Raw genomic sequence first — 22,590 nt, forward strand, 5'->3', positions numbered from 1 at the left:
GGAACTAGAAGAGCTAAACCTGCCAGAGACCTTGTAAGTTGCCTTCTCCACGAGACCGATGTATACGTTTACAGCAGTTTGGGGAGAAGGCTTTTTTAAGATATGGGGAAGAGTGCTCTATGATTCGTGTCCGCTTCCTTATATCTCAAGAAATACACTTATAAGATGGTATACACAATATTTACGAGGAGAGATATAATCTATGAGTTTACAGCAGAATCCTATGCAGTGGAATAATCCAGTCGTGGCCCAGCGTGCAGATCCTTGGGTATATTTGCATGAGGATGGTTATTACTATTTTACAGGTTCCGTTCCTTCCTATGACCGAATTGAAGTGCGACGTGCGAGAACACTAGCTGAGCTGGCAGGAGCAGAACCCGTTGTCGCGTGGAGAAAATATGAATCAGGACCGATGAGTAAAAATATCTGGGCACCTGAAATCCATTATATTGATAACAAATGGTATATCTATTTTGCAGCAGGTCAAGCGAGAGAAGGAGAAGTGGATCACTCTTTCCGTCACCGTATGTACGTTCTTGAGAACGAATCTCCAAATCCACTTGAAGGAACATGGGTAGAGAAGGGGCAGGTTATGACCGAGTGGGATAGCTTCGCACTGGATGCTACGACGTTTAAACATCGTGGTAAACTATACTACGTATGGGCACAACAAGATCCTAATATTAAAGGGAATTCTAACCTCTACATATCTGAAATGGAGAATCCGTGGACGCTTAAAGGCAAGCAAACCATGATTACTACACCGGAATACGACTGGGAAGTTATAGGGTTTCTAGTAAATGAGGGGGCAGCTGTACTGAAGAAAAATGGTAAAATATTCATCAGTTATTCAGCCAGCGCAACGGATCATAACTACAAAATGGGGCTTCTTACTGCTTCAGAAGATGCAGACCTGCTCGACCCCGCTTCCTGGATTAAGAGCAAGGAACCTGTATTTGAAACGAGCGAGGAGAATGGACAATATGGCCCAGGCCACAATAGCTTCACTACCTCTCCAGATGGAGAGACTGATATTGTGATCTACCATGCAAGAAATTACAAAGAGACTGTTGGAGATCCTCTCTACGATGGAAACCGTCATGCCAGAGCGCAAGTCTTCGGCTGGAACGAAGACGGTACGCCGAACTTTGGTATTCCGGTAGCAGATGGTCCAATTTCTCTACAACAGAAAGAGCTTGTTAAAGGGTAATACCGAAGATGCTCTTAATAAAAGAGGACTCTCATCCGGAACTGAACTGATCCCCGAATGGTAGACACTTAAAAAAGTGACTGCCATTCGGGGTTTTTCTATTTTCTTTCTAGAAAAGTCCCGTTATACTAACATTACAATTTTTTAGAACGGAGTATTTTTCATGAGTAAGATTATCTTTAATGAACACCAACAAAGACAATTAGAGGCCAATCCAAATGTTAGAATCGTGACAGATCGAACGATTCAATATACTCCTGACTTCAAAGTACTAGCGGTTAAACAAAACCAAGCTGGCAAAGGACCGGCAGAAATTTTCACAGAAGCTGGATTTGATTTGAAGGTGATTGGCCTAAGTAAAGCACGAAGTGCTTTAGATCGTTGGCGCAGAACCTTTCAAACCTATGGAGAAAATGGTTTTTTTGAAGAACGTCGAGGAAAAGGCAGTAAAGGACGTCCTAAGAAAGAAAATGCCTCCGCAGAAAGGAAATTATCTCAAGCAGAAGCTCGTATTCGATTGCTAGAGGCGGAGTTGTCTTTACTAAAAAAGCTAGACGAGTTAGAAAGGCAGGCGAAGAAGAATCGTCGTTAACAGCTCGAGAGAAATACCAAGCCATCAATGAAACGATTCGACTCTATCAATTAAAAAACATGGTCCGTTACTTATGTGAAGTAGCTAAAGTAAGTCCTAGTGGCTATTACAAGTGGCTTCAAAACGGAGAAAAACGAACCCTGAGTGAAGAATCAGATTATCAAGATTATCTCTTTCTAAAAGAAATTTATGATCAAGCCAATGGGAAAATTGGTTATCGTGGTTTGTATATGAAAGTTGCTGAAAAGGCCGGTCAGCCCATGAATCATAAAAAAATCTTACGTTTAATGCGCAAGTTTCAGTTCTTTGCCAAAGTACGAAGAGCAAATCCTTATCGTACGCTAGCCAAAGCTACAGAAGCTCACCGCCAGGTACCAAACCACTTAAAACGTCAGTTCAACCAAGAGGAACCTGGGAAAACATTCGTAACCGACATTACTTACTTGCAAATTCAGGGTGGTAAAACGGCTTATTTGTCTTGTGTAAAAGATGTGGCGACACGGGAAATTGTCGCTTATGAACTTTCAACGAGTTTACGGATGGAAATTGTCTATCGAACGTTAAGCAAACTAGAAGACTTTATCGGGAATCGACTACATCCGGAAGCCATGATTCACTCGGATCAAGGTTTTCATTACACCCATCCGGAGTACCAGTCTCGTGTAAAGAGGATGGGACTCCTACAATCTATGTCGCGAAGAGGGAACTGCCTAGATAACGCGCCAATGGAATCCTTCTTTGGGCACATGAAAGATGAAATACCTTATAAACAAGCAACCAGTATAGTAGAACTAAGACGAATGGTTGATGATTACATGGACCACTATAACAATACAAGAAAGCAATGGACATTAAAAAAGATGACTCCGGCAGCATACCGAAGTCATCTCATTGCCGCTTAAACAGCGGCACATCCTTTTTTTAAAACTGTCTACTTAATAGGGTTCAGTTCAAACATCGGACGAGAGTCCTCTTCTTATTGTTCAGAAGAGCCTTTTATAGCCTAGGTATCACAAGATCTGTTCCGTAAACAGCCACCCATTGATTCATGAAATTCCATCGGCCTTCTTTGTAAGTAAGGACATTTTGAACATATCCGAACCGATCTGCATTATATTGCCCCATAATTCCTTGGAAGATAAGAAGTTCGTAGACTCCATTCTGATCAAAATCCACAGGATATACCCCGCTTACGGGTAAGACGTCGCCTTGCAGTGGTTGCTTCAGCTTGCCATTCTCGTTATAAATATCCGATAAGTAGTCACTTCCGCGGGAGGAGATATCAATAAGATACGATTGCCGGTTATTTAAGCTCGTTACCCGCATCCGGTAATAATCAAGATACTCTACGGTGTATTTCTGTTCTTCGTTGTATTGATTGGTATCAAAAAGAGTACGGAGCACCGCCTCTTGATAAGTATAGAGGAAGTTATTCGTCATTGCTCCTGAACCTCCGGATTGAATGGAGATAAATAGATCCGGTATTCCATCCCCTGTAAAATCTCCGGCAAAGAGAGTAGGGCTGTAACCGGACTTTTCCGGGAGAGGAAAAGAAGCTTCTGCGCCTGTACTGCCATTTCGAATAAGAAGAGTAATATCCGTTACATATTCGCTGTCAGGTGCGCTTTTATTCCAGGCAAGTCTGGCTGTATCTACAGTACCATCCCCGGTAAAGTCGCCTGTAACGATCGGAGATTCATGTTCAAATGGAGCACGCTTGTTACGAAAGTTTTGAAGAACGTAGGTATAGGTGGCATACGGAGAAAATATAGTCTGACTGCGGGGTTGAAGACTTGCGCGATAGCAATGTGTGGGTGCGTAGAAGTATGGATTAGGATGTATCATCATATAGAGAGTCCTCCATCTTTTTTACAACAGCGTATGTTCGATCTTCATGATGGGTGAATGCCCAGATGAATACTAAAGATTTATTTCAAATCATATTTTTTCATTACCTCAACATAAAATTTTTCGAACTGTTCGGTTTGATCTTCTGAAGATAAGGATTGTCTTTCGGATTATTCTGCTATTCGTTTTACTTGATTCTCTTTGTAATGAAGACTGAACTTGCCTAGATTTTTATTAATGATGCCATAATCTCCAAAGGTGTTTTTCATTAAGAAAAGGACACTTTGATCCCCTTTTTGAATTTCTACGTAACCGTTACTAGTAAACTTCGTTGTACCCGTTACACCAACCGGTTCAATGATTATTATCGTTTCTTGATTTTTAGAAAAATCATCAGGTTTTTTAATAATTTTATTGATTTTCATCTCCGTCAAAGTATAAAAGTCTTGCATTGCTCCATCATTATATTTTGTGATGACATGTTTTCTCGCTTCAAAATTCTCTGTTGGTGTTCCAATAATAATTAAATCAGCATATTGCTCTAGAATCTGAACCGTTTCATATCTCATTGAATTTGTGCTAACGGAATACGTATCTGTGTAGGAAGGTTCCTCTACCACTAAGGGAGGGACTGCAGTAAGTGAGTTATCTTTAGAATTCATATTAAAAAGGAACCATATCAGTAAAGCTCCAATTAGGAGCGATACAAAAATAAAATGAGCGCCTATTCTTCGATTAGGCTGCATGGATAGATCTCCTTTTCTATAAGAAATCGTTTCTCAATCTGTTTGCTGAGATAGAATGATAAGATTCATAATATTCATGTGCTATTCTTCTTGAATCATATTTTGGTAGTTTGAACACAAACATCAGCAGTATTATTGGTTAAAAATATCGAGATATGGATCGGTATTACTCTTAAATGTTTTATTTGTATTATTTGGTTATTTATATTGTAGCACAGTAGCATAATTACCCCGTCATGTTACTCGAACTCAAGTTGTTGAGGGACAAGAACATATTCCCATTAAAGTCGCTATTTTAGCGGCTTTTTTGTTTTATCGGTACAAGTTCGTGTCCCAAGCCAAGGACAAGAACTTGTACCGATTGCCAGAATGGACAAGTACATGGTCCTATTACCGATTAGATGGATATCTAAACATCGAGCGCATACACTCAAAACCTTATGAAGTACCATAGTACATGATAATGTTCATATTGTTATGAAACAACCGGACACGATGAGAGGCTAGGTATCAAAACAGTCTTGTGGGGCGGAATCTAAAGGAAGCCGGAGGCAAACCCTTGGTACGACGAACAGCATTAATATATAAGGCATCGTGGGACGTACGAGCTTGCTTACCAAAGCAATGTCCAATACTGCCCGAATCCCATGATGTAGATGTGGCAGATAGATGAGGGGAAGGTAATCGTTCTTACCCGGGGAGATCTCACAAGACGTGGAGTAGGAAAAAAATACCGAATGACGGAGTAAAGCTTGCTGTGAGAAGTCGGCATAGGCCATAGTACCGGGAGTTTTTTTCTCGGAAAGGGCTGAATAATTGTAAGTCTTGAATACCTACTCGAAGGAGAATTAGTATGATGAAAGCAGAATACTGATAGAGCTGCCTACAAAGGGATAGTGTGGAACACGAAGAATGCAGGAGCGCGGAGCATCGATACTCGGAAAAGCAGAGAAAGAGACGGTGCAATGGACTTGCTAGAAAGGATACTAAACAGGGGAAACCTGGACAAAGCCTACAAGCGAGTCAATAGCAAACATGGAGCGCCAGGGAATGACGGAATGACCGTCGAGCGGCACTTCCGTGGCTGCAAGAAAATAGAGACGAACTCCTACAAAGTATCCAGGCTGGGAGATACAAACCGATCCCAGTACGGCGAAAAAAATCCCCAAAACGGATTGGAGTGGCGTGCGAAAGCTCTGTATTCCTACGGTGGTGGATCGCATTATCCAGCAAGCCATTGCTCAGCAGCTGAAACCGATGTTCGAACCGCTCTTTTCGAACGGAAGTTATGGTTACCGTCCGGGACGGAGCACCCAGCAGGCAATTAGGAGGGTGAAAAGCTATGTGGAGCAAGGAAATGGCTAATCTGTAAAAATTGACCTCTCAAAATACTTCGATACGCTGAACCACGAGCTATTAATGAACCTCCTACACAAACAGGTCACGGATAAAGATGTAACGGACCTGATTAAGAAATACTTTAAAAAAAGTAGGGTCATGGAAAACGGATTACGACGCGACACGGAAGAAGGATCCCCACAGGGAGGCCCACTGTCGCCACTTCTAGCAATTTGAACGAATTTGATCAGGAGATGGAAAGTCGAGGAGCTAATGTCATTCGCTATGGGGATGACATCGTGGTGCTAGCGTGAAGCAAACGAGCAGCGGTCCGAATACTGAGACGAGCCAAAGGTACCTAGAGAACAAACTGAAACTCACAATTAATGCGCAGAAAAGTAAGGTCGTCAGCGTACTAGCCCAGAAGCACTTTAAATTCCTTGGCTATGCTCTAGGGAAGAACGGGAGCGGAGTCTATATCCGCACCTATAGGCAATCTCTAGCAAAGGCGAAGAAGAAACTGAAAGAGCTAACAAGCCAAAGCCTAGGAAGGAACGCTAGGCAGGTTATCGAGAACGTAAAGGCTACATACGCGGATGGATCGGATACTTTTACGTAGCCGATATGAAGCGAATCCTGCAAAGCTGGAATCAGCAAGCGCAGTCTATGCATTAATGCACTCTATAAAAACAGAATTTTAAAAAGGAATAAGAAGGAAAATGTCGAAATTGGTTCTATAGACTTATGGATCTTGTGAAATTAGTTCTATTTTATCGTATCAAATTTTTGGCCATATATTAATGGGGAGGAACTCATCTTGGAAATATCAAAATTAAATTTAAAGAATTTTAGAAGTTTTGGTAACGATGGAAAGACTATATATTTGAACAAACTGTCTGGTTTTGTAGGGGAGAATTCCTCGGGTAAGACTGCACTAATACATGGGTTAGTTAAGCTTTTTGGAGTATCTTCAAATGATCGAACGCTGGAAAAATCAGATTTCCATGTTCCAAAGCAATCAACAGTTGAATCTATAAAGGAGCTTGGATTATCTATTGAAGCCCGAATTGATTTTCCTGAATTGGCTGATAGTTCTGCGGAGGAACAAAGCAGAACTAGTATTCCGCCATTCTTTAATCAACTTGTAGTACGTTCGACTGCTGAAGCTCCTTATTTACGTGTAAGATTAGTAGGAACATGGACTGCTGATAATACTCCAGAAGGTGAAATTGAACAAAAGTTGTTCTTTATAACTGTAGCAGAAGGAATCTCAGAGACTGATGAGGATCTTGTCCCGGTTACACCGCATCAGCGTTCTGCAATACAAGTCTTATACATACCTGCAGTAAGGGAGCCCTCAACACAATTACGTAATGCCTCTGGAACAATACTGTGGAGGATTTTAAATAATATTTCTTGGCCTGATGATATTGACGAAACTATAAAGACTAAAATGGAGCCTGTAAACGAACTATTCAATGGAATTAATGGGGTTTCTCAGATTAGAAGTGTTATTAGTGATGAGTGGAAGAAGTATCACAAGGACACTCGATATCAAGATGCTAAATTACAGTTTAGCAGCTCAACACTAGCTTCAATTTTAAAAAAAATTGAGGTGTCGTTTTCTCCCACCCATGACTTAGGTGAATATACTGTCGATAAACTAGGTGATGGTCTAAGGTCATTGTTCTACTTATCTCTGGTGTCATCACTACTTGAAGCAGAAGTCAAAATTACAGGGAAATCGAATGCTTCTTTAACTCTCCTTGCTGTAGAAGAGCCAGAGAATCATATATCACCACATTTATTAGGCAGAGTAATGGATAATTTAAAGAATATTTCAAAGAAGAGTAACGCACAGGTTGTATTGACATCACATAGTGCTTCAATTATCAAACGTGTAGATCCAGAGAATTTAGCTCATTTGAGAATTGACCCAAATAATTATACAACAATTGTGAAGAAAGTTATTCTACCTGATAAGACATCAGAAGCATACACGTATATTAAAGAAGCTGTCAGAGCATACCCTGAAATCTATTTTTCGAGGTTAGTCATTTTGGGCGAAGGTGATTCTGAAGAAATTGTTATTCCGAGGGTGTTGGAAGTTAACAATATTTATGCCGATGATTATGGCATATCGATTGTTCCCTTAGGTGGCAGACATGTTAATCATTTGTGGAAGCTTCTTAATGAGTTGAATATTCCGCATATTACGCTGTTGGACTTGGACCGTGAACGTGGCGGAGGCGGCTGGAGCCGTATTAAATATGCAATCAAGCAGTTATTATTTAATGGGCGAAATCGAGATGAATTATTAAAGGTATGGTATGACAATGGGCAGAGAGAAGTAATTCTAACTGATGATGATCTTGAGAAATTTGATGATTATTCTATGAATCCTGACTGGTTGAGATATATGACCGATCTTTGGGTAGCCAGACTAGCAGAAGATAAATACAATGTGTTCTTCTCATCACCTATGGATTTAGACTTTCTTATGTTGGAGACGTTTCCGAGAGCATACAAAGAAACAGTACCGAGAGGTCCGAGCATCCCAGATAAAAGTAAGAATCCAGAGGAGTATGCTAAGAAGATTAACGGGGGAATTGTGTCCACCTTAAAAAACGAAAGTGCAACAGGTTATACCTATACGCCAGAACAACATGAACTAATGGTTTGGTACAATACTCTATTTCTCGGCAGAAGTAAACCAAGTACCCATATAGAGGCTCTAATAAAAATAACTGATGAAAACTTGCTAACAGATATGCCGGAGGTTTTCAAAAATATTGTGCAGCGAGCGAAAGAAATCCTTGAAAGGAATGCATGAAAATATGTCATATATTAAACCTGAAGACTGGATTCCGGCAGATGGGTTTACATTAGAACCTGCCGCAGAAATCGCCGTAAGAAATGAGATGAATAATCTTATTTTAGCAGGTCCTGGTGCAGGTAAAACGGAATTACTTGCACAACGTGCTTGTTTTCTTTTGCAAACTAATCTATGTCCTTCGCCTCAAAAAATATTAGCGATCAGCTTTAAAACGGACGCTGCAGAAAACCTAAAGAAAAGGGTTGAACTAAGGTGTGGTAAGGAACTAGCAGCGCGTTTTGAATCGAGAACGTTTGATTCATTTGCAAAACAGTTGCTAGATCGTTTTAGATTGGGCATACCAGAATCGTATCGACCGGAAAAGGAATACAGTTTGGTATTCACTCCTAGAGAAATACGCGATATTGCAACTGGCTATATTAAGGAGCGACATCCTAACCGACCTAATTGGCAATACGAAATTAATTTTAATATCTTGTATAAACGTTTGTCTGAAGAGAATTTACCTATATTTGAAGACGGACAAGACATCTATTCTTGGGTTTTAGTAAGACTCTGGGACATTTTAGTACATGGGACGGGGAAGCTACAAAGCACATTGACGTTTCCTATGATTTCCAAACTTGCTGATTATTTATTACAAGTTAACCCTTTGATTAAAAGGGCACTTCAACTAACATATAGTCATGTTTTTCTAGATGAGTTCCAAGATACGACCTATCTGCAATACGAGTTGGTAAAGACAATTTTTCAAGGAACTTCCACTATATTGACAAGCGTAGGAGACGATAAACAACGAATCATGGGGTGGGCTGGAGCGCTACCAGATTCTTTTGAACAGTTTAAGCGTGATTTTAATGCAGGGCAAATCGAGTTAACGCAGAATCATAGGTCTGCCCCGAGACTCATTGAGATTCAAAATGTCTTAGCCAAAATAATAAATCAAAATGCAACAGATGCCAGAGTCTCTAATCAGCATAGTGATCAAAAAGGATTGTGCCAGGTTTGGAATTTTCATACTTATTTAGATGAAGCAACTTTTGTTGCTACAAGTATAGCAAGCAGAATTCAGCAAGAGAATATATCTCCTCGCGATATTTGTATCCTTGTAAAACAACAAGAACAGATTTATGGCAATGCTGTAATTAATGAGTTAGAGAGGCTAGGAATACACGCACGGATAGAAAAGGAATATCAGGATTTAATATCAGAAGAGTGTGTTCAGCTTATCATTGATTTTATAAGATTAGCTACAGGAGAGAAGACTCATGATTCTTGGGTTAGAGTATCAGAAGTATTAATATTTGTGAATGGTTATGACTTGGAACATGATCATATTAAGATATTAAACATGGAATCTAACCTGAGTGATCACATTCAAAAATTAAAAATAGAGTTACAACAACTACCGAATGACGAGGACCTATGCAAACAAGGTATCAGCGAGATGGTAAAGGGAATCTTCAATTTTGTAGGACTAAAAAAAATATTTCGGTTACATCCAAAGTATGCAAGTGGCTCCTATTTTAAGCAAACAACAACGGAAGCGGTTAAAAAATTAACTATTGCATATTTGAAACATTTAGATTGGAATAGTAGTATTTCGGATTTCTTAGGTTTGTTTAGCATACCTATCATGACAATTCATAAGAGTAAAGGGTTAGAGTATGATACGGTTATCTTTTTAGGATTGGAGGACGATGCGTTTTGGAGCTTTAACACTCAGAAGCTTGAGGATATGTGTGCATTTTTTGTTGCCTTATCGAGAGCGAAGAAACAATGCTTCTTTACCTTTAGTGCTTCGAGAGAAACATCGCGATTCGGTGATGTTCAAATAAGGGCTCAGTCAAATAATAGCATTTCAACGCTATATCAGCTATTACAAAATGCTAACGTTGAGGTTCTAGACGTAAGTGTTGTTTAAGCTTAATGTTGCATACAGGGGAGCGGGCGAAAGATATGAAAGTTCTAGGAATTGATCTTTCAGTTATTATCATTGCATTAATAACAGCATATATTGGATATCAATTTAATCATACATCTAAAAAAAGAGAAGCATTCCTCAAAGAATTAACCAACAGCTACAATGAGGTCTATTCTCCAATGTTTGAACAGCTATTTTTAATTATGGAAACAGAAGAGAAAACGAAGAAATTAGAGCTAATAGATTCTTTTATGGATGAGCACTCGAGTAAGGATTCCTAAATTCGATTTATCGCTTCGTCGTTCTTATTGGATTACTTTTATAAGTTAAGAGGTGTTTACAAAAAGTATAAGAATGAAAACAACAGGTCAATGAAAAAGAATTATTGGATGAAACAAAAGGGTTGTTTGTGATGATCGAAATGAATATTTGGGAAGCTCATGACATTATCTACGAAAATCATAAACAGTTTAAAAGTGATAGTTTAATAATCCTTTTCTAGTTTTTCTCGGAAGTATACTAAGAATTGTTTATCATCTATCAGTGTTTTTATTATGGATCAGTGCCGCTATTGCTTATTTTACAATTTCACATAAAATTAGTCCTCTTGAATGGGTTTCTGGATGGTGGAACCTTGCTACTGTAGTCTTAATTTTTTTTCTGCAGTCATGTTCTTTAGTATTATGTTGATGTTCAGAGAAATGATCGTAAAGAAAGATAGAAGAGATAGTAACGTTGTGAAAAATTTGAAAGCGAAAATAAAAAAAATATTCCATAGATAAATTAGTTAGATTTATGCTTAACCAAAGATAAAACTACAAACTTGAAGTGTATGATCTTACAAATAGGAGGTTATAGCACACGTGGATGACTTAATAAAAAAGTTTTTGGATACTTTGAACTTTAACTATTGGAATCTGATTAGGCATACTGTAGAAAATAATAAAGAACTAAAAAAAACTGTTCCAACATTTCTGTTATCGCCGGAAAAATTAATCATTTATGTTGGAAGCCAACACATTGCTATTGAATATATAGGAACCTATAACAGACCAATTTCTGATGAAAAGCAAGTTGAATGTGTGCTTTATGATTATTCAGAAGTAGATAATTTTTTAGAAGAAATAATAGGGGTAACATATGATAAGGGGACATTGACTATTCCGCTAAATGGGTGCGTAGATGATCTGTATATTGCAACTGTGGAAGCGACGGACTTATTAAGTGAAAACAATTGGAATTTCCTTGCTCAAGAAATGACATTTGTGCTTAACGTTTCTGGATTATTTTTAGGAGAAAACTTCACTCGTTTACGTAATTGTTTTTTTTATGAAAAAAACAATGATGGATTAAAAGTTAGAAATATTAAATGGATGGATATATTCCCGATCGAAAGACATGATGTTGATCAAGATACAGAGGATATTACTGTAACCTTTCCAAATCTTCCATTGCTTGCAAAAGGAGATATTCAATATTCATTACCTGAGAAGCTAAACTTTCAGTATGACAAATTAATGACAATGAACAGATTTATTGAGCTGTATAATTCAGAAGGTACATCGGAAACAGATATTACGCGTTTTCTAGCTGAGCCAGAAAATCAGTTTATTTTAAACATGGCTTTTTTCGGAAGTTCACTACATGCAGAAAAGGAATGCAAATGGATAGACAATGAGGAGAAACCCCCAATCCGACCAGATTTTTTTGTAATGGGAAGTGATGGTATGGCTGATATTCTTGAATTTAAACTCCCCACTATAAAAACTGAGACAGTGGTTGTAGGAAAAATAAATCGTGAGACATTCTCATCGGAAATTCATTCCTACATTGCTCAGACAAGAGTTTACCGAGAATACTTTGAAGATCCACGCAATCGAGATTTTGTCAAAAGTCACTATGGATTAGAAGTTTACTATCCGAAAAGATATCTGGTTGTTGGACGAAGATGGATGTTTGCCCCCCCAGAATGGAGAGCTATTATAAACGAATACAAAGATTTAACTATACGTACGTATGATGATATTGTAGATACTGTAATGGGTCACTTGATGTCTTAACAAGAAGTCTTACGACATAGCTAACAACGATAAGCATGAAAAGGATGTAAACTCCCCCCACCCCTAACCTCATCATGAGAACGCTTAGACAGCTTTTCATTCTAGTTGTATTCAAAATGATTTGTTGCATGTCTGTTCCGCTGCTTTCCAAAAAGTAGAAGAGGGATTGCTCAAAAGTATATTGCTTGATCATAGACATTGTATTTCTCAGCTAGTTGAACTCAAAAAAGAGGATAGGTTCGCTGATTTCCCCATCATATGTCCATATGCATATGCTTATGTTTTTTTGGAGAAAGTCTCTGCTTAAGGAAGAATACTTCTACAGTGATAATCTGTGTAGAACGATGCGAAATTGAAAAAATGAGGGATTCGAGTTTTCCGAACATTGCCTTTAAATATGCCCAAAAGGAAAATGGCTCCTCAGGTTCCGTTGAATTTTACCATTTAGCTTCAGAACAATCAGTTATCCAATACAATTGTTCATATCAGGATAAACCATGAGTTTATTTTTCGTATGAATCCAAATTACAGGAGCTAAGCTCATGAAGAAATCTTTGCTAATATGCATATGCATATTAATTATCTTAGTCACAGGATGCACGAAAGTGAATCCAGAAAAAGCGACAAGTCATATATTAAAAGATCAAGAAAATGGTGTTTCCGTTATCGTTTTCACAAGTAAACCGTTGGAAGACTCTTATAGAGAATTATTACAAAAGAATATAGATTACATCAATAATAATCTCAAAAAGGATAAACCCATCTTACATGTTTCGTTTATTAATGTTGAACAAGATGAGCGATATGACTACAAAACGATATTTGAATTAAAAACAGATCCCCAAATCTTACTCTTTGAGAATGATGAAATTAAGCTGAGAACGAATGATCCGGATGAGCTTGTTCCGTATTACGAAAATGAGTCAGTAGGGAAATAAGCGGCATGTAAAATAAAAGAGAGACCTCGAAATTTGAAATTTCCCCGGGTCTCTCTTTTGTTATATGGTAGTTTAAATAGAATGATTACACACCTGAATACGCGTTAAAACCACCGTCTACCGGAATCACGGTTCCTGTTACAAAACCAGCTGCATTCGGATCGGCAAGCCAGAGCAGCGTACCGAGTAAATCTTCAGGTTTACCAAATCTTCGCATCGGTGTATGGGAGATAATTTTGTTGGAGCGTTCGGTAAGGCTTCCGTCTTCGTTAAGTAACAGTTTCTCGTTCTGTTCGGTGAGATAGAATCCGGGTGCGATAGCATTCACACGAATGCCTGCTTCGGCAAGATGAACGGCGAGCCATTCTGTGAAGTTGCTGATTGCCGCTTTGGCAGCGCTGTAGGCAGGAACTTTTGTCATAGGGGAGTAGGCACTCATAGAAGAAATATTAATTATACTTGTTCCTTCTTTGCCTAGCATGTGTTTGGTGAAAACTTGGGTAGGGATCAGGGTCCCCACGATATTGAGGTCAAACACTCCTCGAAATCCTTCTACTTTCATATCAAAAAAAGAAACGATATCTTGCTGGTTTACATCTTCCTGCTTGAAAATCTCATTCGTAGTAATGGCTGTAGGGCGATTTCCGCCGGCACCATTAATGAGAATATCACAAAGACCGAGCTGTGAAGCGACTTGTTCTGCGGCTTCTGCTACACTCGCTTCATTCGTTACATCACAAGCGATGGAGATCGCTGTCCCGCCGGCTTCCGTAATAGACTGAACAACTTCTGCTCCTTTTTCGGCAGTACGATTCAGAATTGCTATTTTTGCTCCTTGTCTTGCTAATTCCTCAGCCATAACACGGCATAATACACCTGAGCCTCCGGTAATGACAACAACTTTATCTTGGAGGGCAGTGTGATGGGGTTGCGGATGCATCGTACTCATACCTTGCTCACCTCTTTTTTGGAAGATTGGTTCTCTTGTACTCGGTTGTAGGCGTCCCATAGACCCCATAAGTACATAATACCGAGCGCACGATCGTAAAGTCCATATCCGGGGCGGCATTGTTCCTTCCAGATCTGTCTACCATGGTCTGGACGAGCGTATCCGGTAAAACCGATGTCGTGATAGGCCTGAACAATACCCGTAATATCTACTGTCCCGTCTATTGTACGGTGAGAAGTTTCGATAAAGTCACCATTATCAAAGACTTTGATGTTCCGGATATGAGCAAAAGCGATGCGCTCTTTAAACTCATAAATCATAGATACAATGTCATTCGCGGGATTCGCTCCAAGTGAACCGCTGCACAGCGTAATACTGTTGGCGGGACTGTCATAGAGGGAGAGAAAACGTCTTATATTAGACTGGCTCGTAATAAGGCGCGGTAAACCAAAGACAGGCCAAGGCGGATCATCCGGATGAATGGCCATTCGAATTCCATTGGCTTCTGCTACCGGTATAATCTCCTCGAGAAAATAGGAAAGATGATTCCATAGATCTTCTTCTGTTACGTTTCGGTAAGCTTCGAACAGGTTTGTTAAATGGGCAAGCCGTTCCGGTTCCCATCCAGGCATGGTGAGTGTCGTATCTTGCGTAATCTGCTGAACGAGATCAAAGGGGTCGAGTCCTTCAATCCTTGCTTTTTCATAGAAAAGAGCGGTGGAACCGTCAGGCCCTGCTTTGAATAAATCCGTTCGCAGCCAGTCAAAAACGGGCATGAAGTTATAACATATCACTTTCACCCCAACATGAGCGAGCTTTACGATCGTTTTCTTGTAATTCTCAATATAAAGGTCGCGAGAAGGAAGTCCGAGTTTAATGTCATCATGGATGTTTACGCTTTCAACAACCTCTAAATGAAGTCCGAACTCATCAGCCTGGGCCTTGATTTCCTCGATCCGTTCTATAGGCCATTCTTCACCAACAGGGATGTCATGCAGGGCCCATACAATACCTTCTACACCAGGAATTTGTCTGATTTGCTCAAGCGATACAGTATCATTGCCGAGACCAAAATAACGGAATACCATTTTCATTCCGAAGCAGCCACCTTTCTTCAAGAGCATGATAGGATGTATATGTATCACATAAAAAATATCATTTCTTCATCATACTACCATACTTGTATGGTAGTATGAAAGAAGTAATTCCAAATGATATCCAATTATCTAATTACAGTCAGAAAAACAGACAGAGGAGCGATGAAGTATGCAATTATCTCGAATAAGTAAGGAAATAGATACAAACCGAAGCGTAGAGCAGGATATAGGATCAGTTATGAAAGCTGCTGTGATGAATACGCCCGGAAACATAGAGATTAGGGAACTTCCTGTTCCTGAGCTTGGCCCAGATGAAGTATTGGTTAAAATTATGGCGGTTGGTGTATGCGGCTCGGATCTCCATTACTATGAGCATGGGAGAATTGGGCGTTATGTTGTAGAAAAGCCGATCATTCTTGGCCATGAATGCGCGGGAATCATCGTGAGAACAGGGGAGGACGTAACCCGTGTACAAGCTGGGGACCGTGTAGCCATTGAACCTGGAGTAACTTGCGGCCGCTGCCGTTACTGCAAGGAAGGCAGATACAACTTGTGTCCTGGGGTTCAGTTTCTAGCGACGCCGCCGGTAGATGGCGCTTTTGTACAGTATCTCGCTATTCGTGAAGACTTTGTGTTCCCCATCCCAGATGAGCTTTCGTATGAAGAAGCTTCACTTGTGGAGCCATTCTCGGTCGGTATCCATGCTGCCTCGCGCTGTAAACTCAGCCCCGGTTCCACCGTTGCCATTATGGGGATGGGCCCGGTTGGGTTAATGGCAGTAGCTGCTGCCAAATCGTACGGAGCAAGCCGAATTATCGTTTCTGATCTAGAACAGATTCGTCTAGATGCTGCGATAAGAATGGGAGCAACGGATGCGATCCATGCAGGAAAGGAAGATACGGATGCTAGAATTCGTGAGATTACAGAGGGGATCGGCGTAGATGCAGCTTGGGAGACCGCGGGAAGCCCTCGGGCATTGCAATCAGCACTTCTTTCTCTACGGCGCGGCGGAAAGCTCGTAATTGTAGGACTGCCGGCACAAGATGAGATTCCGCTGAACGTACCGTTTATGGCAGATAACGAGATTGATATTTACGGGGTATTCCGTTATGCGAACACGTACCCGGACGGCATTCGTTTTCTTGCCAAAGGAGATATCCCTGCAAGTACGCTCATAACCGACCGATATCCACTTGAACAGACCCAAGAAGCTTTGGAAAGGGCCATTCATAACAAGAGCGGCAGTTTGAAAGTAGTGGTCTATCCTAATGGAATGTAGAATGTAGACTCGTAAGTAGAATGCAGACTCGTAAGTAGAATGCAGACTTGTTAGTGGAGGATGATGATTTTCCAGATGCCGAAGCCTCTCATGAAGGAGATAATAGCTGTTAACTATTAATTTCATAGGAAACAGGTATTTAATTTCATGTAATCTGCTGTGCCATAATGGCTGTAGGTTCTTCTATATGAAGGAGATGAGGTCAGGATGGTACAGCGAACAGGTAAAGGACAGTCTTGGGCATCAGAACATTACGATGAGAAACTTTCTTTTGTATCCGAGATGGGCAGAGGAGTGATCGATTTACTAGAACCCGCAGAGGGGGAACGTATTCTTGATCTTGGCTGTGGAACAGGGGATCTAACACAAGAGATTGCTGCAAGCAAAGCGCTCGTAACAGGGATGGATCTCTCCCCCTCGATGCTGGAGAAAGCACGGATGAAATATCCGAATCTAAATTTTGTAGAGGGAAATGCGGAGCACTTCACGGTACAAGAGCCTATGGATGCGGTCTTCTCTAACGCTGCCTTGCACTGGATGAAGAATGCGGAAGATGTGGTCCAGTGTGTTCATGCTACACTGCGCCCTGGAGGCAGGTTTGTAGCTGAGTTCGGCGGAAAGAATAATGTAGGGACCGTGGTTCAGGCTATCAGCGAAGTGCTGATGGAGCAGGGAATCGATGCGGGAACATTGAACCCTTGGTATTTTCCGAGTATCGGAGAGTACAGCGTTCTTCTTGAAAAACACGGTTTTCGGGTCACGTATGCACTGCATTTCGATAGACCTACCCCGATGCAAGACGGAGAGGGGGGACTCAGGCACTGGCTGGATGGATTTGCAAGCCCCTTCTTCACAGATGTTTCACCTGAGTTCTTGAACAAAGCTTATGATGAGATCGCTGAGCGAACAAAATCGGCCCTATATCATGAGGGGACTTGGAACATCGATTACAAACGTCTTCGTATAAGAGCAATCAAAATATAAATAATCCAGGAAGAATAATGACAAGCTACCTCTACACTGAGTTCCGTGACGAATCTTTGAATCATGCTTCAAGAAGCCGCGGAAAGTGTATAAAAGAGTAACGGGATATTGTCCCATAGAGAGGAGCTTAGACAATGTATGATATTTTACCTGGAGAAAACGAATTCTATGTGGATCAAAATGGAGAAAAGGCAGCAAGCATCGGCTTTATCCCTCGCGGTAAGGATTCAGAAGGTTATGAAGTGATCGACGTCGATCATACCTCTGTATCTGAAGAGCTGCAAGGAAAAGGAGTTGGCGCAGCCTTGGTGAAGAGAATCGTAGAACATGCAAAAGAAAATAATCTGCGTATCGTAGCCACTTGTCCTTTTGCAGAGAGTACAATCAGCAAACATCCTGAGTATCAAGATGTTCTAGCGAAGCAGTAATCGTCGCTAATTATAGATGGATATGAAAAAGACCTGGTTAGATTTCCACTGTAGGTAGCCGTGTAAGGTTACTTGCAGCGGAAAGATTCCAGGTTTTTTTGTGCGGTTTTTAAGCTATGTAAGCCTAATCTTGTATTTTAGATTCCCATTCATCACGCAGCATACTCATCAGAATAAGGTCATAGGCTTTACCTCCGCGAAGCACAGCAGCACGCTTTCTGCCTTCCTCTATAAAACCTGCTTTTTTATATGCATGATAAGCTACTTCGTTATAAGAGATCACTTCAAGACCAACGCGGTTCAAGTTCAGTTCGTGGAAAGCGTAGCGCAGAATAATCTGCAGTGCATCGCTGCCGTAACCTTTTCCCCGATCTTTCGCTTTACCGATGCCGATGGAAAGTTTCGCAGCCTGGTTATTCCATTCAATGCTGTGCAGGGCCACAAATCCGATCAGACGATCTTCATCAATGGTACGAAGCATGAATTCTACACCGTTCTCCATCTTTGCGCTTTTTGGGCCCGCTTCTGCTACGGTTTGCGGAACGGCATAATCGGTATCTAGGTTACGCATATAATCGTAATCTTCTGTATAAGCGGCTAAGGTCTGAGCATCTTGCTGGATTGCGGCTGCGAGGCGAACCTTGCTGCCATGAAACCAGTTGGGATTCGTTGTTGTTTCCAAGGGGGATGGTACACTCCTTTAATATCAAGTTCGTTTATGTACATTATAGCGGGTATTCATATAAATATCTTCCATATAAAGCTTGTCAGTTTAAGTCTAAGCCGTTATCGTTATACTAGATTCATTAAAGTACCGTTGATTAAGAAATGAATGGAGATATAAAATGACAAGCATGAACACAAATCAAGCAGCAAGTTTACTTGAAAAATGGATTGTTTTTCTCGATATGGATAATCCGAAGGCATGGGACAAGGATGAATACAGCTACATCAAAGATAGTTGTAAAATGATCCGATCTTCCGTAAGCTGCCTGCGAGGTAAAAGTCAGGGGAAAGGACCTTCCCGTAAGGAATTGTCTGATCTGCTGGAAGAGTTTATTGAAGAGATTGCGCTGGATGATCCGAATGAATGGGAAAAGGAAAACAAGGATTTTGTGAGTGAAGTGCTGGAAGCAGCAAGATTTACGGTGAAGTTTCTACGCCAAAAATAGCGGAATACGTAAAGAAAGGGATTGCGTTTATATAAACGTAATCCCTTTTTTAATGATAATGGTGATTGATAAGTTAGTTTGATTCCGGAGCCCGCTGATATACAAAATCCTCTTCTGCTTCTTCATCAATCGATCCTGCATCCATATTCATTCCGTAATAGATTTCATCCATCTCAAGTTTGAGCTGCTCTGAAATGTCCTTCTGTTCTTCTTCGCTGAGTGTATCCTTTGTATATCCGAACAGGTAGTTGTTCAGGTCAAATTCTTTCAATTTACATTTGGTATGAAAAATATGATGCTGATATACATTGATATCAATCATATCAAATTGTTGCTGCACACTCTCCGGAATATAGTTCTGAATGGAACTAATATCATGATCAATAAATAACTTCTTGCCGTTAATATCCCGCGTAAAGCCGCGGACCCGGTAATCGATCGTCATAATATCCGTATCAAAAGAATGGATTAAATAGTTCAGTGCCTTCAGCGGTGATATCTCTCCGCAAGTGGATACATCAATATCGGCCCGGAACGTACTGATCCCCTCATGAGGATGGAATTCCGGATACGTATGCACGGTGATATGGCTTTTATCCAGATGCATGACCACATGATCAGGAAGCGGCCCCGGTGATTCCTCAAAAGATTCCTCCCCTGCACCGTCCACAGGTCCTTCCGATACTAGCAGGGTTACGCTGGCTCCTTGGGGAATATAGTCCTGCTTGGCCACATTCAGCACATGGGCTCCAATAATATGGGCAACATTCGTTAAAATTTGAGTTAAACGATCCGCATTATATTGTTCATCAATATATTCAAGATAGGCTTCGCGTTCCTCTCTCGTCTTGGTATAACACACATCATACATATTAAAGCTGAGTGATTTCGTCAAATTGTTGAAACCGTGCAGCTCGATTCTTTGTTCTGGAGTGAGTGTCATATGAGTACCTCCTGTCCCTAGGGTGACTTGGTATCTGTATGTACCTTTATGTATTTACCCACATCGGCATGACCTTAAAGCGTTTTGCCACGATTTAACATGATTTAACTGATTTAATATGTAGTTATTGAGTCTGGGTTTATATGGTAAAGTAGATTAAGAGAATGGAAATGTATAAAGAGTAAAGTGATTTTACATAGGGCTTTCAAAAAATTCATCCGAATCGAGGTAAGACATGCGATATAAGAAGTCTATGATAAAAAGAACTCCACAGAGTCACAGGATCATCTTGTTTCTTCTGGTGCTCCTGCTTTCTTCGAGTCTGTTTCTAAGTGGTTGTGAGGAAACCATTCCTGGGCTGACGAAGTCAAAAATACATAGAGACACGATCAACCATAGTACGAGATTCCATAACTATGAGCTGGGTGATACAGAACATGCGATATTCTATAAACCTGTCAGTCCAGATTTCCTGCTAGAGAAGTATATGATACTCCGCCCAGGACGCCAAATTCAGTTCAGCAGCAAGGACATGCCTTTTGAGGTGGAGAAAGAAGAAGCGTTTCTTGTACAGTACGGCAGTAAGGAATCCCCTAGTTATCAGGTTCAACTGAACTATTATGGAAAAGCAGATGACTATGAACGTTACGGAGATTTGTTTTATAAGATTAACATGATGGAAGTGAAGGAAGATCCTTTTCAATCGCTTACTCCTTACAAGGATGGAGATCAGGATGATTTGCTGAACCGAGTAGATGTGAGTACAGACGAAGAAGGGACAACGTTTTATCACTTCATTCAGACGACAGACAGCTCATATGCGTACAGTTCTTATGTAGAAAATGAGATGGGGGACGTCGGTGTAATGACAACGGCGGCGGATGAAATTATGTTTTACAAAGATGGATTTATGGTCGAGATCGGCTATCTCACCCCTTCAAGGTATAACGGTACGGAACGAGTTCCAAATGAAACGGTAATTGCCGAGATGCTTGCAACCGCTCAGAAGCTTGCGAAGCAGCTTTGATAAGAATAGTAAGATACCGAAGCAGATATAAGAAATATAATATTAAAATATGATATATCAACATGATATAACAATGTTGTTTGGCGGTTTCATATACAGATGAAATTCCTTATCCTTAGAAAAAATAAAAACTCGGATTTCGCATGGAGCGAAGCCCGAGTTTTTAACGTTTATTTTGGCTGATTCTTCTGGAAAGGTCTTAGGAACCCTTTAGGTACAGGACTCTCAAACCGCATGAGTTCGCCTGTTCTCGGATGAGTGAAAGCGAGCACTTTCGCATGCAGTCCAAGTCTGCCGATGCCGCGGCTGCGCGCACCATATTTCTTATCTCCGGCCACCGGATGTCCCATTTCCTCCATATGAACACGGATCTGATTCTTGCGCCCGGTTTCGAGCTGAACTTCCAGTAAGGAATATTCACTTTCCGCCTCCAGCGTTTTGAAATGGGTAATGGCTTTTTGGCCGTTATTAGGGTAAGGCGAAGAGTACATTTTGAGCGTTTTACTCTCTTTTAAGTAGGATGTGATGGTACCTTGGCTTTGTTTTACTTTACCTTCAACAAGGGCAATGTACGTACGTTCCTCTACGGTATCACGCCAAGTATCTTGGAGTGCCTTCTGAATCTCTTCACGCTTCGCAAATAGCATTACGCCTGATGTATCCCGGTCCAGACGATGAACGATAAAAATACGATTGCTTGGATGTTCTACACGTACATGCGTCATTAATTGACGATAAGCCGTTACTTCTTGCTCCTTATCCGAGGCAACGGACAGTAGTCCGGAATCTTTATGAACGACAATAATGTCTTCATCTTCGTATAGAATGGCAAGTCCCAGAAGGGGAGGGGCTTCTTCTTTTTTCTCACTGATTATGGAAATGGTCATTCCAGGTTTCAGTGCGTAGTTGTATGCTGTTACTGCTTTGCCGTTTACGAGAATTTGTCCTCTCGCCAGCATGGATTTGATCGCATTACGACTCTTAGAGAGATGAGTAAGCAAGTAAGCAAGCAGCTCACCGCTTTCTTCTACAACATAAGATTTAGGTGAATCTGCGGAAAATCCTGTTCTTTTGCTATTTGGACGAGGAGCAGAGTAGGTGCTCCCTTTCGATTTTTTATGTGATTTTGCATGACTTGGCGCCTGGGGACGAGTACTGTAACCATCCTCTGTGCTAAGATGCGGGGCTTGTTTTTTTCGCATGCCTTATGGCCTCCTGA

Annotated in this window: 21 protein-coding genes and 1 pseudogene; 15 read left to right on the forward strand and 7 right to left on the reverse strand. The window is 40.7% G+C overall.

Going from position 1 to position 22,590, the window contains the following annotated elements:
- Positions 1–202: 202 nt before the first annotated feature.
- Together QPK24_RS05780 and QPK24_RS05785 are read left to right on the forward strand one after the other, a co-directional pair.
- A complete protein-coding gene (locus tag QPK24_RS05780; protein ID WP_285746945.1) occupies positions 203–1,210 on the forward strand; it encodes a glycoside hydrolase family 43 protein in 1,008 nt (335 codons plus the stop codon).
- A 163-nt stretch (positions 1,211–1,373) separates the two neighbouring features.
- Positions 1,374–2,704 (forward strand): IS3 family transposase gene (locus QPK24_RS05785; protein WP_285746947.1). Its coding sequence is split into 2 segments (ribosomal slippage): positions 1,374–1,752 and positions 1,752–2,704, totalling 1,332 coding nucleotides; the frame shifts between segments, so codons are not numbered across the junction.
- A 94-nt stretch (positions 2,705–2,798) separates the two neighbouring features.
- On the opposite strand, the gene QPK24_RS05790 is transcribed toward QPK24_RS05785, so the two are convergent.
- On the reverse strand, positions 2,799–3,650 hold the full coding sequence (locus tag QPK24_RS05790; RefSeq protein ID WP_285746949.1) for an FG-GAP repeat domain-containing protein: 852 nt from the start codon (positions 3,648–3,650) through the stop codon (positions 2,799–2,801).
- Positions 3,651–3,820: 170 nt separating this feature from the next.
- Positions 3,821–4,396, reverse strand: coding sequence for a hypothetical protein (locus tag QPK24_RS05795; protein WP_285746951.1), 576 nt, complete (start codon positions 4,394–4,396; stop codon positions 3,821–3,823).
- Positions 4,397–5,292: 896 nt separating this feature from the next.
- Between QPK24_RS05795 and QPK24_RS05800 the strand changes: the two genes are divergently transcribed.
- The 8 genes and pseudogenes from QPK24_RS05800 to QPK24_RS05835 all read left to right on the forward strand — a co-directional run bounded on the left by QPK24_RS05800 (position 5,293) and on the right by QPK24_RS05835 (position 13,492).
- The gene (locus QPK24_RS05800; protein WP_285749536.1) at positions 5,293–5,724 is read left to right on the forward strand and encodes a hypothetical protein; all 432 of its coding nucleotides are present in this window, start codon (positions 5,293–5,295) and stop codon (positions 5,722–5,724) included.
- Positions 5,609–5,971, forward strand: a pseudogene (locus tag QPK24_RS05805) (reverse transcriptase domain-containing protein). The gene QPK24_RS05800 and the pseudogene QPK24_RS05805 overlap by 116 nt, the downstream one beginning before the upstream one ends.
- Positions 5,972–6,044: 73 nt before the next feature.
- Positions 6,045–6,353, forward strand: coding sequence for an RNA-dependent RNA polymerase family protein (locus QPK24_RS05810; protein ID WP_285746953.1), 309 nt, complete (start codon positions 6,045–6,047; stop codon positions 6,351–6,353).
- Positions 6,354–6,551: 198 nt separating this feature from the next.
- Entirely contained in the window at positions 6,552–8,567 is a 2,016-nt protein-coding gene (locus QPK24_RS05815; RefSeq protein ID WP_285746955.1) for an ATP-dependent nuclease, read from the forward strand.
- A gap of 4 nt (positions 8,568–8,571) precedes the next feature.
- Positions 8,572–10,494 carry a UvrD-helicase domain-containing protein gene (locus tag QPK24_RS05820; protein ID WP_285746957.1) on the forward strand — a complete coding sequence of 641 codons (1,923 nt, stop codon included), beginning with the start codon at positions 8,572–8,574 and terminating at the stop codon, positions 10,492–10,494.
- A gap of 35 nt (positions 10,495–10,529) precedes the next feature.
- Positions 10,530–10,775: a hypothetical protein gene (locus QPK24_RS05825; protein ID WP_285746959.1), complete on the forward strand. Its 246-nt coding sequence runs from the start codon at positions 10,530–10,532 to the stop codon at positions 10,773–10,775.
- 582 nt (positions 10,776–11,357) lie between these two features.
- Positions 11,358–12,554: a hypothetical protein gene (locus QPK24_RS05830; RefSeq protein WP_285746961.1), complete on the forward strand. Its 1,197-nt coding sequence runs from the start codon at positions 11,358–11,360 to the stop codon at positions 12,552–12,554.
- 605 nt (positions 12,555–13,159) lie between these two features.
- A complete protein-coding gene (locus QPK24_RS05835; RefSeq protein WP_285746963.1) occupies positions 13,160–13,492 on the forward strand; it encodes a hypothetical protein in 333 nt (110 codons plus the stop codon).
- An 85-nt stretch (positions 13,493–13,577) separates the two neighbouring features.
- Here QPK24_RS05835 and QPK24_RS05840 read toward each other — a convergent pair whose 3' ends face one another.
- Together QPK24_RS05840 and uxuA are read right to left on the reverse strand one after the other, a co-directional pair.
- Entirely contained in the window at positions 13,578–14,432 is an 855-nt protein-coding gene (locus QPK24_RS05840; RefSeq protein ID WP_285749126.1) for an SDR family oxidoreductase, read from the reverse strand.
- A 5-nt stretch (positions 14,433–14,437) separates the two neighbouring features.
- Positions 14,438–15,535, reverse strand: coding sequence for a mannonate dehydratase (uxuA, locus tag QPK24_RS05845; RefSeq protein WP_285746965.1), 1,098 nt, complete (start codon positions 15,533–15,535; stop codon positions 14,438–14,440).
- A gap of 241 nt (positions 15,536–15,776) precedes the next feature.
- On the opposite strand from uxuA, the gene QPK24_RS05850 reads away from it, so the two are divergent.
- The 3 genes from QPK24_RS05850 (at position 15,777) to QPK24_RS05860 (ending at position 18,229) form a co-directional block, all read left to right on the forward strand.
- A complete protein-coding gene (locus QPK24_RS05850) occupies positions 15,777–16,817 on the forward strand; it encodes an NAD(P)-dependent alcohol dehydrogenase (RefSeq protein ID WP_285749128.1) in 1,041 nt (346 codons plus the stop codon).
- A gap of 207 nt (positions 16,818–17,024) precedes the next feature.
- Positions 17,025–17,801, forward strand: coding sequence for a class I SAM-dependent methyltransferase (locus tag QPK24_RS05855; protein ID WP_285746967.1), 777 nt, complete (start codon positions 17,025–17,027; stop codon positions 17,799–17,801).
- 134 nt (positions 17,802–17,935) lie between these two features.
- Positions 17,936–18,229: a GNAT family N-acetyltransferase gene (locus QPK24_RS05860; protein WP_285746969.1), complete on the forward strand. Its 294-nt coding sequence runs from the start codon at positions 17,936–17,938 to the stop codon at positions 18,227–18,229.
- Between the two features lie 124 nt (positions 18,230–18,353).
- On the opposite strand, the gene QPK24_RS05865 is transcribed toward QPK24_RS05860, so the two are convergent.
- Entirely contained in the window at positions 18,354–18,911 is a 558-nt protein-coding gene (locus QPK24_RS05865) for a GNAT family N-acetyltransferase (RefSeq protein ID WP_285746971.1), read from the reverse strand.
- A gap of 163 nt (positions 18,912–19,074) precedes the next feature.
- On the opposite strand from QPK24_RS05865, the gene QPK24_RS05870 reads away from it, so the two are divergent.
- Entirely contained in the window at positions 19,075–19,401 is a 327-nt protein-coding gene (locus tag QPK24_RS05870; RefSeq protein ID WP_285746973.1) for a hypothetical protein, read from the forward strand.
- Positions 19,402–19,474: 73 nt separating this feature from the next.
- Here QPK24_RS05870 and speD read toward each other — a convergent pair whose 3' ends face one another.
- A complete protein-coding gene (gene speD, locus QPK24_RS05875; RefSeq protein WP_285746975.1) occupies positions 19,475–20,344 on the reverse strand; it encodes an adenosylmethionine decarboxylase in 870 nt (289 codons plus the stop codon).
- Positions 20,345–20,579: 235 nt separating this feature from the next.
- On the opposite strand from speD, the gene QPK24_RS05880 reads away from it, so the two are divergent.
- Positions 20,580–21,371, forward strand: coding sequence for a hypothetical protein (locus tag QPK24_RS05880; RefSeq protein WP_285746976.1), 792 nt, complete (start codon positions 20,580–20,582; stop codon positions 21,369–21,371).
- Positions 21,372–21,541: 170 nt separating this feature from the next.
- Here QPK24_RS05880 and QPK24_RS05885 read toward each other — a convergent pair whose 3' ends face one another.
- Positions 21,542–22,573, reverse strand: coding sequence for an RluA family pseudouridine synthase (locus QPK24_RS05885; RefSeq protein WP_285746977.1), 1,032 nt, complete (start codon positions 22,571–22,573; stop codon positions 21,542–21,544).
- Between the last annotated feature and the right edge of the window lie 17 nt (positions 22,574–22,590).

This window comes from Paenibacillus polygoni, from assembly GCF_030263935.1.
Taxonomy (GTDB): Bacteria; Bacillota; Bacilli; order Paenibacillales; family Paenibacillaceae; genus Paenibacillus; species Paenibacillus polygoni.

Coding starts and splice junctions, on each gene's coding strand:
- QPK24_RS05780 (WP_285746945.1), top strand. CDS start 203: ATGAGTTTACAGCAGAATCCTATGCAGTGGAATAATCCAGTCGTGGCC.
- QPK24_RS05790 (WP_285746949.1), bottom strand. CDS start 3,650: ATGATGATACATCCTAATCCATACTTCTACGCACCCACACATTGCTAT.
- QPK24_RS05795 (WP_285746951.1), bottom strand. CDS start 4,396: ATGCAGCCTAATCGAAGAATAGGCGCTCATTTTATTTTTGTATCGCTC.
- QPK24_RS05820 (WP_285746957.1), top strand. CDS start 8,572: ATGTCATATATTAAACCTGAAGACTGGATTCCGGCAGATGGGTTTACA.
- QPK24_RS05825 (WP_285746959.1), top strand. CDS start 10,530: ATGAAAGTTCTAGGAATTGATCTTTCAGTTATTATCATTGCATTAATA.
- QPK24_RS05840 (WP_285749126.1), bottom strand. CDS start 14,432: ATGCATCCGCAACCCCATCACACTGCCCTCCAAGATAAAGTTGTTGTC.
- uxuA (WP_285746965.1), bottom strand. CDS start 15,535: ATGAAAATGGTATTCCGTTATTTTGGTCTCGGCAATGATACTGTATCG.
- QPK24_RS05850 (WP_285749128.1), top strand. CDS start 15,777: ATGAAAGCTGCTGTGATGAATACGCCCGGAAACATAGAGATTAGGGAA.
- QPK24_RS05855 (WP_285746967.1), top strand. CDS start 17,025: ATGGTACAGCGAACAGGTAAAGGACAGTCTTGGGCATCAGAACATTAC.
- QPK24_RS05860 (WP_285746969.1), top strand. CDS start 17,936: ATGTATGATATTTTACCTGGAGAAAACGAATTCTATGTGGATCAAAAT.
- QPK24_RS05870 (WP_285746973.1), top strand. CDS start 19,075: ATGACAAGCATGAACACAAATCAAGCAGCAAGTTTACTTGAAAAATGG.
- speD (WP_285746975.1), bottom strand. CDS start 20,344: ATGACACTCACTCCAGAACAAAGAATCGAGCTGCACGGTTTCAACAAT.
- QPK24_RS05880 (WP_285746976.1), top strand. CDS start 20,580: ATGCGATATAAGAAGTCTATGATAAAAAGAACTCCACAGAGTCACAGG.
- QPK24_RS05885 (WP_285746977.1), bottom strand. CDS start 22,573: ATGCGAAAAAAACAAGCCCCGCATCTTAGCACAGAGGATGGTTACAGT.